At 33.1% G+C, this 14,020-nt stretch carries 5 protein-coding genes; all 5 read right to left on the reverse strand.

The genetic code is table 11. The annotated features are described in order from the left end of the window. Positions 1 to 10: 10 nt before the first annotated feature. The 5 genes from BUC23_RS01725 to BUC23_RS01745 all read right to left on the reverse strand — a co-directional run bounded on the left by BUC23_RS01725 (position 11) and on the right by BUC23_RS01745 (position 13,894). Positions 11 to 3,271, reverse strand: coding sequence for a VCBS repeat-containing protein (locus BUC23_RS01725; RefSeq protein ID WP_073204812.1), 3,261 nt, complete (start codon positions 3,269 to 3,271; stop codon positions 11 to 13). Then, positions 3,264 to 6,581: a VCBS repeat-containing protein gene (locus tag BUC23_RS01730; RefSeq protein ID WP_073204400.1), complete on the reverse strand. Its 3,318-nt coding sequence runs from the start codon at positions 6,579 to 6,581 to the stop codon at positions 3,264 to 3,266. The genes BUC23_RS01725 and BUC23_RS01730 overlap by 8 nt, the downstream gene beginning before the upstream one ends. A gap of 268 nt (positions 6,582 to 6,849) precedes the next feature. Then, positions 6,850 to 8,370: a RagB/SusD family nutrient uptake outer membrane protein gene (locus BUC23_RS01735; RefSeq protein WP_073204405.1), complete on the reverse strand. Its 1,521-nt coding sequence runs from the start codon at positions 8,368 to 8,370 to the stop codon at positions 6,850 to 6,852. Between the two features lie 10 nt (positions 8,371 to 8,380). Further along, positions 8,381 to 11,353 carry a SusC/RagA family TonB-linked outer membrane protein gene (locus BUC23_RS01740; protein ID WP_244153755.1) on the reverse strand — a complete coding sequence of 991 codons (2,973 nt, stop codon included), beginning with the start codon at positions 11,351 to 11,353 and terminating at the stop codon, positions 8,381 to 8,383. Positions 11,354 to 11,887: 534 nt separating this feature from the next. Then, the gene (locus BUC23_RS01745) at positions 11,888 to 13,894 is read right to left on the reverse strand and encodes a kojibiose hydrolase (protein WP_073204410.1); all 2,007 of its coding nucleotides are present in this window, start codon (positions 13,892 to 13,894) and stop codon (positions 11,888 to 11,890) included. Positions 13,895 to 14,020: the final 126 nt, after the last annotated feature.

A 14,020-nucleotide genomic window follows, 5' to 3' on the forward strand; every position in this document is an offset into this window, starting at 1 on the left:
TTATTGTAAATTAATTTTTTGTCATTGCCAGTTCGTAAACTTCAGCTGGCTTACTATTTATTGTTACTAATAAATATTTCTTCCCATTTAAATTGATAAGATCCAAATGTCTTACGGCCTTCTGAGTTAAATCGATTCCAATTTGATTTCCTAAATAGATTGTTTTTTCACTCTTTATTAATGCTCCTGAAAACCCATCAAATCTACTGTGATACGGTGAGACCCCAAAATAATTTCCTGCTGCAAAAACTTCTACCTTTTTATCCGCATCAAAATTTCCTTTGACGAAACACGTAATGGGGGAGACTTGCAGTTTATTCGAAAAAAATACAAAGGTAAATTTCCCATTGTCATTTCTTAAATAACCCGATTTCAAATTATGAACTTCATATAATTTCGCTTTATCTAGCATTTTTGGATCAAAAACCTCTTCAAGTGTTTTTCCGGCAAATGATTTATAACTGTTAAATTTCTTTTTTAATAAACCACTAAACTGTTCTGCTAATTCGTCTAATCCTGCCGTCGTATAATACTGACCGTTTTTTTCTATTGCAACTATAGTTTCAAAACTACCATTGGCGTCAAAATCATCATAATACATTTTCATAGGAAAATCTTTACTGGCTTTAAACTTAGAATTCATTCCCCAGTTTCCAACCAAATAATCTTCATCTCCATCATTATCAATATCGAAAGGAATTATAGATTGCCATAATCCATTGCTTTTTTCAGGAAAAATAGTTTCGGTGACATTCTTGAATTTACCGTTCATATTTGCGAAAAAAGTAGGCTTCATCCACTCCCCTATTACTATAATATCGATTTTACCATCTTTGTTAAAATCAGTAAAAACAGCATCAGTAGCCATCCCAATTCCTTCAAATGTTTTAGTCTGAACAATTGTAAATACCCCTTTATTATTGTTCAATAGATAGCAATCCGGCATACTGCCGAATCTATTATTCACAGAGTTATTACCGACAAAAATATCTAAATCCCCATCTTTATCGTAATCGAATGTTTTGACAACTGATGCGTTTTGCGCAAGTTTTGGCAAAATAGTTTTAATTAATTCTCCGTTTTTAGCAAGGTATAATCTATCTTGGAGATTAGATGCATTTTCTCCTCCGCCAGAGGCTACATACAAATCATTTATTTTATCATTATCAAAATCCCCAATTACAGCTGAAGCATCTTCAAAAACAGAATCATTTTCAATCGTCCTATATATTTTCTTAGAAAAACCTTGAGGATTTTGAAGAAAAACAGCTGCTTTTTTTCCTTTTGATCCTCCAAAGAAAATATCCTCCTTTCCATCTCCATTCAAATCCCCAACGGCTGTGGCAGGTCCGCGATCTGAACGTTGATAAGGAATTAATTTTTGTGTTAAAATATCAATAAAGTCATTTTCCTGATGTGTGAAGTCAATACCTAAATTAGTTTCCACTTTTTTGAAAATAGGCAAAACACCAGGATGTAATTTTCTGTAATCAAAGAGTTTTCTGTTTTTATTGGGTTTAACAGTTAGTGTTTGACAAGTTTTAATATTCTTCAAGGTTTGATATGATCTGTCAGGCCAAATAACTACTAATGAATCGACCGTTTTTATTTTACCATAACCAAAGTGAATCATTGGCTCAGATGAAGACTGGAATCCTCTTGTTGTCTGCAGTTCCATGAATTGCTTTTGCCCTTTCACATAAGAAATAACTTTTGCCCCAATTCCGAAAGTATTTTTACCCAAAAACCGTAATTTCAACTTTAAATAGTTAGAATTCTTGTTGGTTTGGTTTATGTAAATTGACGCTACACTGTTTAAATTATTTGTGATTACATCCAAATCTCCATCATTATCAATATCAGCATAACCGCTTCCATTTGAAATTATTGAATCATTTTCAATCCAGTCATTCGATCTGTTTTTAAACATTAAATCCTTTGACCCTTGAAAAACATAATTTGTCACATTGCCTTTTGGCATTTTTTTCAACGCCTCTTTATCTAATAATTTAGTGGTGCTTATTTTACTTTTTATCTGATCATTAGAATAATATTTCACATAATCTAAATCATTAGGGCGCTTTGGAATTCCATTACATACAAATATATCTTCCTCACCGTCCTGATCATAATCTGCAAATAAAGAGCTCCAACTCCAGTCTGTAGCCGCTACACCACTTAGCAAAGCCGTTTCTGTGAAATTATTTCCCGCTTGATTCAGTTGCAACATATTTCTGGTATACTGATAATGGTAGCCTAATTTTTCGGTTCTCATTTTCAGCATTTGTACATTGTCGTCTCCTAAAGAGGATTTCAAAACTTTTTCATCCTCCGGAAGCATGTCTAAAGTCATAATATCCGGGAAACCATCATGGTTAATATCCGCGACATCAACACCCATTGAAAATCTGCTGGTATGTCCAAAATGTTTTTTCAAACTTTCCGTAAAAGTTCCGTCACCATTATTCAAATAGTAATAATCATCTTCATGAAAATCATTACATACATAAATATCAGGATAACCGTCTAAATTAAAATCAGAAACTGCCAATCCTAAACCATATCCATTGGCCCCACCAAAAATCCCTGCTTTATCACTTACATCAACAAATTTACCATTGTCGTTTCTAAATAATTTATCTCCACATTCATAACTTCTATTATTTCTAATTTGAGCATTTCCATAGGACGCTTCAGAATGTACGGCATGATTAAGCAAATACATATCTAAATCACCATCCAAATCATAATCAAAGAAAGCGGCCGAAGAACTATAATTATCAAGATCCAATCCATATTCAGCGCCACTCTCTGTAAAAGTGTTGTCTTTGTTATTAATAAACAATTCATTATGACCTTCAAAACCATTAATTCCTACGACAGCACAAACATAAATGTCTAAGAATCCATCCCCATTTACATCAGCCATGACTGTTCCTGCTTTCCAATCGCTTTGTCCTTCAACACCCGCTTTTGCAGTAATATCTTCGAACTTATTGTCTCCCTTATTCAGATACAATTTATTTTTACCTTGATTTGAAGTAAAATACACATCAACTAATCCATCATTATTTATATCACCTAAAGCAACTCCTCCTCCATTGTAATAGTAGAGATAATCTAAAATAGATATGTTTTTTGACGGATCTAACTGATTATTGAATGTAATATTGCTCTTTTCAGGCGATAGTTTTTCAAATAATTGATCTTGTTTTTTTGAACAACCAGCAATCAGCAATGAAGCCAGTCCCATTCTAAAAAAATTATTCATTGCTTTTAAATATTTTAGGTGTGCTATTATTAATAACAGCAATAATCAAATTAGTGTTATTCTTGTTCTTGATTGATTTAATATGCTTTACTTCCCCTTTTACAAAAAACCCTGAGCTACTGTAGGGTAGCCATGTGAAATTTCCGTTTTTACTTCCTAAAAGTACACTTCCATAATTAACATCTAATCTTGAAAATTGTGGTTTGAATTCGTATTGATTGCCTCCTAAAATCAAATCCAAAATTCCATCCTTATTAACGTCCATTGTACTTATCGTGTTTACACAGGAAAACTGTACTTCTTTAGGTAATGCTTTTACTTCAAATTTTCCGTTTCCTTTATTAAGGGCAATTACGCTTTCTTGAATATTTACCATTTTTTGGATAGAATTATCTACGACTTCTTGCGCAAATAATTCCTGAAATGATTTTTTAGAATAATCTGCGTAGCTCAAATTTTTCTTTTTTATCAATGGAATTTGTTTCGCTAATTCTTGCTTTAAATGGACTGGTATATCTTTATTATTGATTGTCCGAGTTGCAATTTGCTCAATAGTACCGTTATTATCAAAATCATTTACAAATAATTTCATAGGATTTGTATTTGACGCTTTATAAGAAGTATTTGTTCCTTTATTGCCAAGAATCAAATCCTTTTTACCGTCATTATTCAAATCTACACAACTAACAGCATTCCAAAAACCATGGTAATCAGTAAGATTCGATTTGAATTCTACGAGTCGTCTTCCTGTATTTTTAAAAATTTTTGGAGCCATCCAATCTCCTACTATAATTAGATCTTTTTTGCCATCATTATCAATATCCTCCCAAAGAGCATCCGTTATCATCCCCACTTCATTCAGTTTGAATGCTTTTTTGTCAGTAGCATTGCTGAAATTTCCCTTACCGTCATTCTCCAACAATAATTGCTTTGGATCGATTCCATAAACACCTGGAACACTTCGACTACCTATAAAAACGTCAACATCCCCGTCATTATCAAAATCATTTACAGCTATAACTGACACGTTATTATTGGTAGTTGGAATATTCGTTTTGCTTTTTGAAAAAACTCCTTTTCCATTATTTAAATACAATCGGTTTTTATAATTCGCTTGATCCGCTTTTTCATTTCCACCTGAACCTACCAGTAAATCTTGGTCTCCATCATTATCAGCATCAAAGAAACTAGCCGCAGTATCTTCATAATTGGCATCGTTATCTAGATCTTTCTGAGTTGTAATGGTAAAATTATCATTTCCTTTACTTAGGTAAATTTTTCCTGGAATTCCTTTGGCTCCGCCAATAAAAACATCATCATTCCCGTCTCCGTTAATATCGGCAACTGCTAACGAAGGCCCTTCTTTTGACAGTTCTTTTGAGATTAAGCCTTCATAATCAAAATCGATATAATCATTCTCTTTATTTACCAAAAAAGTGTTTGTTTTCTCAGAGAATAACTGTTTCGGCTTATTAATTTTAGGAATATAATTTGATTTGGCGTCAGCAATATTCAAATTGATTGTACAATTATTTCTTATTTTCATAATGGTTTGAAATTTACTATTTGGCCAAATCACTTGAATCGAATCAATTTTTTTTGTTCCAATTCCAAAAGTCATTACGTAATCTATTGAAGATTGGAAACCTCTTGAGGGAATTAACTCTTGTCTTAAAATTTCTTTCCCTGAAAATAATTCAACAACACTTCCTACTCCAAATTTATTTAGGTCATCTCCCTTTAATTTCACTTTTACATAATGGTTCTTTTTATTTTTATCAGAATTGTTTTGATAAACAAAAGCTGCCATATTTACGTTATTGACAATCAAATCTAAATCACCATCATTATCCAAGTCGCCATAAGCTGCTCCATTGGAAAAACTTGGCGTGTCTAATCCCCAATTTTGCGCTTCATTAGTAAAAGTTAGATTTTTATTATTTTTGAATGCATAGTTTGGTATCGGAGTACTTGGCATTTTATTGATTATAGTTTCAATCTGCTCTTTCTTGCCAGTAACAATCATTTTTTGCATGAATTCATTAGCAAAAAAGTCAACAAAATCCTGATTAGTTAAATCGTGGTAAATTCCGTTACAAACATATATATCTTTATAACCATCATTATCCATGTCAAATAATAAGGCTCCCCAACTCCAATCTGTTTTAGCAACACCAGCATAATTTGCTATTTCAAGAAATTGATTATTTCCATTATTGAGCTGCAAAGTGTTTTGCATGTATTGATTGAAAAAATCCAGATTTAACTTCCTAAGATATAAATCATAGTTCTCAAAATTAGTTGTTGTTTTTAGGCGCTCATCCTCTTCAGGCAACATATCTGTTACAAAAATATCAGCTTTTCCGTCATTATTAATGTCGGCCATATCAGCCCCCATAGATGATTGACTAATATGAGAAGCCCAACCCTGAATTTGTTCCGTAAAGGTTCCGTTCTTATTGTTTATATATAAATAATCTTTTTCGTAAAAATCATTTGAGATATAAATATCCGGGTATAAATCTCCATTAACATCACCTACCGTTACGCCAAGTCCAAACCCTATCAAACTTCCATAAATCCCTGACGCTTGGCTTACATCTACGAATTTACCGTTATCATTACGGAGTAATTTATCTCCTCCACCTTTTAAAATATCTGCAACATCCCAGTCTTTATCGCGTAATTCTCTTTTATTAGAATAATTTAAGCTACTCACTGGTATAAAACTATTATTCAAAATATAACAATCAAGATCTCCATCTTTATCATAATCAAAAAATGCGGCGTGAGTTGTTATTCCAGTATCGGCAAGATTATACTCCTCAGCTTTTTCAGTAAAAGTACCATTCCTATTATTGATAAAAAGTTCATTCTTTTGGTTGTCCCCTTTTATATTTCCCGCATTACATACATAAATATCAAGAAAGCCATCTGCATTTATATCCACCATCACCACACCTGTAGACCAGGATTTGGTTCCTTCGATACCAGCTTTTTTAGAAATATCTTCAAATTTAAAATTCCCCTTATTTAGATAAAGCTTATTGGTGCCAAGATTAGAAGTAAAGTAAACATCTGACAATCCGTCGTTATTGATATCTCCTATTGCGACTCCTCCGCCGTTGTAGAAATTTCTGTACTTGAATATGTTCATATCCACGCCATTCTTTACTTCATTAACAAAGTTAATTCCTGTTCTGGAAGCCTCTAATTTAGAGAATAAAGTGTCGTTGTTTCCTGAGTTTTCTTTAGAACAGTTAGAAAAAATAATTATAAAAGGAATAAATAAAAAAATACGATTAAACATATTTACAAACTATTTGATTAGGTAATTAGAAGTGCCTAATTTATATAATAAACATTATATAAAAAAATTAAAAATAGATTAAATAGAAGCTTTAACAGTTAAAAAAAACGCTTCTTATTTCTATAATTACTTGAAAACTAACATTTAAAATCGATTAAGAACTCAAGATTAAATTAAAACGCAATTTGGTGTATTATATAAAAAATAAAGAGGGTAATAAATACCCTCTTTATAACTAACTCAAAACATAATTAATTGTAAACTATTCTTAGTAACCCGGGTTTTGTGACAAATTAGGATTAAATAATGCGTCTGAAGGAATTGGGAATAAAACATATCTATTGTCAGATACATAAGGTTTCAATTCTCTTGCAGCAAGGAATTTTCCAAAACGAATCATATCATTTCTTCTCCATCCTTCTAACCATAATTCTTTTCCTCTTTCTTTATATATCCCGTCTAATGTTGTTGGAAAAACTCCAACTTGACCAGATCTTGAAACAAGAGCAGTAAGTTTTGCAACATCATTAGTACCCGCACCACCTCTAGCAATCGCTTCCGCTTTCATCATTAAGGCATCAGAATATCTCATGAATACAAAGTCATTATTTGGTTGACCAAGATTAGCTGCATCTGGAATATATTTTTCCATTCTGATACCAGCTGTTTCAAGAGTCGCACCACTAGTAATTAAAGTTACTGCTGGAGTATAAACTAATGGGTGATTATTTCTGTCTTTTAACGGAATTACACCCCCTGGCTTATACATTTGTCCCACTTGCATACCCACTGGATTTCCAAAGTCAGCGATGATTTGAGAATCAGCATTCTTAATACGTCTGTCATTTGGATTATAATTGTTATAATACTCTGCTACAATTGCAAAACCGTTCCAACCATCAGGAGTTTGATTGTAATGCATACCCATTCTCCAATGATACTGAATTCCTCCACCTGCACCACCTTGAACATTTTTAGAAGAGAATAATATCTCTGGTGATGTATTATTGGCAGGTTTGAAGTTATCCCAATAATCTGTCGCTAATGAACTACTGATTGCGTCCACGTGAGAAACAACTTTAGTCATATCTGCAGCAGCAAAAGTATATGGTCCTGCAGCATTTGAAGCTTCAAACACACCTTTATTTAAGTACAATTTAGCTAATAAAAAGTGAGCCGCATCAGCATTTGCGATACCGGCATCTCCAGCTGTTCTTGCAGGCAACGAACCTACAATTGCTTCTAATTCGCTAATTACAAATTCCGTAGCTTCTGTTCTAGTCCATACTTTAGGATCATTTCCTAAAGCACTTCCAGCTTCTCTATAAGGTGTTTGACCAAATAAATCGATTACATTATAGTAGTAAAAAGCTCTCAAAAAACGCGCTTGAGTTTTTTCAACAGCTGAACCATTTTCGATAACCAAATTACAAGTATACACTTGAGATAATAATGCATTCCATGCATTTTTAACCTCATTATGATCCGGCGCCCAAGTATGTACGTGAATTTGTCTCCAAGTGGCATTATCATCCCAGTCACCTCCGCGTGTTGGTCCAACTAACGCATCTCCTGACATTTCATCCAAAGCAAACATTTGTCCTTGCGTCTCAAATCCTCTTAACCCTTCATAAGCACTAGTCAAAAGTGAAGCAGTATTTACTGTTCCTCCGCCTGTACTAGCTATCACAACACCATCTAATACCTCTTCATCTAGATTAGTACAACTTACCGCTAATACAATGGTACTAGTCAATAAGATGCTTTTTATAATATTATTTCTTTTCATCGTTTTTTAATTAAAATGTTACGTTAAGACCTATAGCCAAACTTTTATCTCTTGGATAAGATAAATACTCCATCCCTGCAGAAGGTACTCCATTCAATGATTTATCAGTATCTACCTCAGGGTCTGATCCTGAATAACTAGTAATTACAAATAAATTTGAAGCATTTACATACAATCTCGCAGAAGACATTTTAAATCTATCTAAAATAGAACCTTTAACTGTATATCCAAAAGTTAAGTTACCCATTCTTAAGAAATCTCCTTTTTCTAAGTATTTAGTTGAAGGCGAGTTTGGATCACCTTGTGCTTGAGGAGAAGTAGCAGCTTCCTGAGTTACGTTTCTACCGCCAAGAAAAGCTCCTTTAAAGAAATAAGCATTAGTTGTATTGTTGTAAATATAATGTCCAAAAGCACCATAGAATGAAGCTCCTAAGTCGAAATTTTTATATGTAAAGTTTGTATTGAAACCAACATTAATTTTTGGTATTGGCTGTTTGTCTAATAATTTTTTAGCAGCGGTACCTAAACCAGTATCGTTACCAGCAGCATCAGCATAAATTGAATTTCCAGTAGAATCATACCCTCTCCACTCATATAAGTAATAAGAATAAAGTGGTTTATTGTTTGTCAATACTTGTGCGTAAGCACCGGACAAACCTTGACCGTTTAATCCTCCTGTAGATATAAATCCAGGAAAGTTTTCTAATTTGTTACTTAAAAATGAAGCATTCCCAGAAACATCCCATGTAAAATCTTCTTGGTCAATAACTTTATAACTTAAAGAAACCTCAACACCTTTAGTGATGATATTCCCTTTTAAGTTTGTGTTACGAGGAGATGGGGGACCTGGTTGCGATGCTGCAGGTGGCACAGGAGAAATTAAATCTTTAGTATCTTTTTGGAAATAATCTACTGTTCCTGTTAATCTGTTATTTAATAACGCAAAATCAGCACCTACACCATAAGATTTAGTAGTTTCCCATTTTAAATTTTCGTTACCATTATTATCTAAACCTAAAGTTCCGTTTAATCCATAAGCTCCTCTGGCAATTGCTGAGTTAGGCGCAAATTCTTGATTACCCGTTTTACCGTAATTACCTCTTATTTTGAAGTCATTTACGATACCGTCTTTACCTTCAACCACTTTGTAAGCTATACCTACTGATGGGAAATAATCATATTTATTATTTACTCCTAATTTAGTAGAACCATCAGAACGAATAGTTCCAGTAAGAATTAACTTTTTGTATAAGGTAGCATTAACCCTTGCAAAATAAGATTGCAATTCAGTTCTATTTCTATAAGAATAAGCTCTAAATTCATTTTGAAGACCACCTTCAATATTATCAATTAAGTTAGTTTGAGCTATATCATATCCCTTACCTACTGCTAAATTTCCATCAGCATTGTAGTCATAATAGGAATAACCAACTAATGCGTCTAAATTAAAATTATCACCGAAGTCATTATTATAATTTAATGTATGCTCAAAAGTTTTATTAAACTTGTTTTGAGCATTAATTGATGCCTGACCATGTTTCACATCAGTTGAACCAGGAACAGCAGCTTGTGCAACATTCTGAATGTCCATTGTTGGCAATAACTGACTTTTTCTACTTGATGTTGAACTTTCTATACCAAATAAGAATTGGTATTTAAAGTGATTACTGATTTTCCAAGTTGTATTGATACTTCCTAAAAATTTATTTGTATTGGTAAAATCTTTGTAAGAATTCAATAATTGTACAGGATTTAAATAAGTATTACTAACCACGTTATATGAACCATTTGCATTATAAATTGGCAATGTTGGATTCCAATACAAAGCTGTACCAATGATATTTCCTATATAACCTGCATCATTAGACAAGATAGTGGTTTCATCTTTCAATGAGGCATACATAATTCTTTCCTCTACTTTCAAAGCTCCACCGAAAAAATCGTTTGAATTATAAACGGTAGCCGAATATTTATCTAAACCTGTGTTTTTTACAATACCATCAGTATTTGAAGCACCTAAAGAGATTCTTGTATTAGAATTCTCTGTTGATTTACTGAAAGACAAATCATGATTCATAGAAAAACCGTTACGCAAAACGGCATCTTTCCAGTTGTAGCTTCTTGATCCTTTGTCTTCACCACCTGCAGCAACAAATTGCTCTGGAGTCATCACACCAAAATCTCCTGACATTTTACTGAATTGTACTGAAGTACTGTATGATAATTGCGGCTCTTTAGACTTACCTTTTTTAGTAGTAATTACAATTACACCATTGGCACCACGAGAACCATAGATAGCTGTAGAAGATGCATCTTTTAATACACTAATACTTTCGATATCGTTTTGATTTACGAAATTTAATGGATTTCTTGCAGAAGAAGCTCCTAATAAGTTATCACCACCTGCAGCAACATTTCCTCCATCTAATGGCACACCATCAATAACAATTAATGGACCATTTCCTGAACGAATAGAGGTATTTCCACGAACTCTAATAGCAACTCCACCTCCTGGCTCACCACTTGCTTGAGTTACTTGCACACCTGCTACTTTACCTCTTAACAATTGTGCTGGTGAAGGAGAAGCCACATTGTCGAAATTTTTAGAACTAATTTGATCAACTGCACCAGTTGCATCTTTCTTTTTAACAGTTCCGTAACCTATCACGACTACTTCTTTTAATTCAGCGGAGTCCTCTTTTAACAGAACACTAACTGAAGATTTTCCTGCTACATTTACTTCTTGTGTTTTAAGACCTATGTAACTGAAAACTAAAACTGCGTTTGATCCAACGTTTCTGATAGTAAATTTTCCATCGAGATCTGTTTGTGCTCCGTTTGTTGTTCCTTTTACTAATACAGAAGCCCCTGGAAGCGGACCGCTAGAATCAGATACTGTACCGGACACATCTTGAGAATATGTCAAACTTGTACAAAGCATCGTTAGAAACACCATCAAGCCTTTTAATAGACTATTTTTCATACGTAATAAATAAGTTGGTTAATAATTTGTTTAATTGGTTTGTTTTAATACTGAGTCAAACTTAGTTATAAATTTATGATAATTTTATGAATATTATTAACTATAACGTTTTCGTTATATCGAAAACGTTTTCGATTTTAAAAACAAATACCTCAAAATATTAATACTAAAGTTATAAATAACATAAAAAAAACCAATAAAAAATATTCATTCTTCATTTTTGCATTACATAGCACCTTGCAATACTTGAACATTTACTAAAAAAAATAAAATCTGACAAAAATCATTGCATAATATTCAACGTACATCTGTTTTTAATAAACATTTAACAATAAATACAAAATCCTTAAATTTAAGATGTACAATAAATTTTAGTTAAATATCTGAGGATAAGTCTTGATTTAACATTTCATGACAAAAAAGTTACAGTTGCATAAATTTGGAGTTTTTCCAATAAAAAAAGCCATCCATTCTAGATTTTAATCATAACTATTTGATTAAAATCTAGAATAGGTGGCTTAAAATGTCCTTTTACTACTTTATTGTAATAGTTTTGTTATCTACGCCAATACCGATAATTTTTAAAGATTTCCATTTTTTTGGCAATAGCCCCTTATTATATTTCAATCCGTGATCCGTTTGCTCAACCCCACCAAAACCATAAATGACTGCTTGAAGCATCGCACCAGCTCCTGTAGCAAAATAAGGGTTACTACTATTTGCTGATTCTGAAAAAACACCAAAAGGAGGACGACTATTTGGCAAATAGGATTTTACAAAATAGTTATATGCTTTTTCTTTATCGCCCAATCGTGCGTATAAAACAGATAAAACCCCTGATGCCATTGCAGGGCCATCTTTAGGATCAATCTTTGCTGCATAATATTCTAAGTCCTTTTCGATTTGCGCTTTATCAGTAATGACATGCAAAGGATACGCCAATAAATTCACATCGGCTTGTTTTATAATCTGTCCTTTATACCCTTTGTAATTCTGTGTAATTCCGTTTTGAGTATGAATTACTAATTTTTCAGAGACGGCTATCCATTTTGGATTAATTGGTTCGTTTAGAATTGTAGCCGCCTTAATCGTGTTTTTCAAAGACTCAATGGCTGAAGCGTTTGTAAACGCATTATCATCCACATGTTGCGCATACTCATCAGCACCTACAACATTCAATATAGAAAAACTTCCGTCTTGATTCTTAACAACACGGCTCACCCAAAAATCAGCTGTTTCTTTTAAAACTGCCCATTCTTTTTGCAGCCATGCTTTGTCTTGAGTTAAAGCATAATAATTCCAAAATGCAATAGATACATCTGCGGTAATATGTTGTTCAAAAATTCCGGTTAATGCCCATGTTGGGGTAGCTTCCTCACCTGTATCATCTGATTCCCAAGGATACATTGCTCCCTTGTATCCATATATAGTAGCTTTTTGTTTTGCTTTTTGCAAACGGTCAGAACGATAATCCAAGCAGGATTTTGCCATATCAGGTTGTAAAGCCAAAAGCGTTGGGACCATCCAAAGTTCGCTATCCCAAAAAATATGACCATTATACCCTTGCGAAGACAATCCCATTGGCGCGATACTCTGTCTTGTTTCAGGGCGAATAAAAGAATATAAATTATACAACGCAAAACGAACCCTTTGTTGTGCGTCTAAATCACCTTCAATTTGAATATCACCTGTATTCCATAATTCAGCCCACGCTTGCTTATGTCTATCTAATAAATTATCAATTCCTTGTTGCAACGCATATATAGGTTGTCTTTCGGATTCATTCAAAGGATCGGTTATATCTTTGGATGTACAAATTCCGCCCGCAATGGCAAATCTGTATTTTTTACCTTTTACGAGTTTTTTTGAAAAACCAACTTCATTCCCCGTTTGTTTTAACACTTCACTTTGTCCGTCAAAAAGAAAAGTTGTGGATGCTGAGACAGTATACTTACCAGTTAATGTTTTTGCAATTGTTCCAAAAACCGGCATCAAGTATTGATTGTCTTTCAAAACTCGAAATTGACTTTTTGCCCCTTTCAATTCATCAGGAACCGTCATATAATTGTTAGCATTTATTTCGATATCCTTATTAGGAGTAATTTCGACTATAGCCATCGCCGAATATGGGACTGCCCTATTGGCTAAAATTGTATAATTAATACTTGCAAAATCTTTGAACGAAAATGAAGTAGTACTTGTTCCCTCTTTCATGGAAACGACTTGACTCCAATTATCTATATTATCTGATTTTATTTCCTGATTATTAATAGACAAGTGGAGATTAAGGAATTCAATCCCTCGCACAATTCTACTGATGCCATTTTCAGGAGAACCATCATACACTCCGTTTAATATTATCTCCTTTGTTTTTAGAGGCGTATCATCTGTAACTATTCCTATTTGACCATTCGCCATAGCAACCCCATAATAATTTTCTCTGGAGTTTGCATACAAATGCCATTCGTCTGATTTTGTTTGACCAAAAACAATTGGACTGACAAAAAACAAAAACAAGACACTCTTAAAATTTGAAATCATATTCGTTTTTTTTAATAATTTACCCAAACTTATGTAATTTATTTATTAAAATTATATTTTACACCATTAACTACCAACAATTTAATACCGACAACGTTTTCGGAATATCGAAAACGTTTTCGATTT

The organism is Flavobacterium xinjiangense (assembly GCF_900142885.1).
Lineage (GTDB): Bacteria > Bacteroidota > Bacteroidia > Flavobacteriales > Flavobacteriaceae > Flavobacterium > Flavobacterium xinjiangense.

What these genes read in the sequence shown, in the direction of transcription:
- BUC23_RS01725 (WP_073204812.1), bottom strand. Translation starts at nt 3,271, where the DNA reads ATGAATAATTTTTTTAGAATGGGACTGGCTTCATTGCTGATTGCTGGT.
- BUC23_RS01745 (WP_073204410.1), bottom strand. Translation starts at nt 13,894, where the DNA reads ATGATTTCAAATTTTAAGAGTGTCTTGTTTTTGTTTTTTGTCAGTCCA.
- BUC23_RS01740 (WP_244153755.1), bottom strand. Translation starts at nt 11,353, where the DNA reads ATGAAAAATAGTCTATTAAAAGGCTTGATGGTGTTTCTAACGATGCTT.
- BUC23_RS01735 (WP_073204405.1), bottom strand. Translation starts at nt 8,370, where the DNA reads ATGAAAAGAAATAATATTATAAAAAGCATCTTATTGACTAGTACCATT.
- BUC23_RS01730 (WP_073204400.1), bottom strand. Translation starts at nt 6,581, where the DNA reads ATGTTTAATCGTATTTTTTTATTTATTCCTTTTATAATTATTTTTTCT.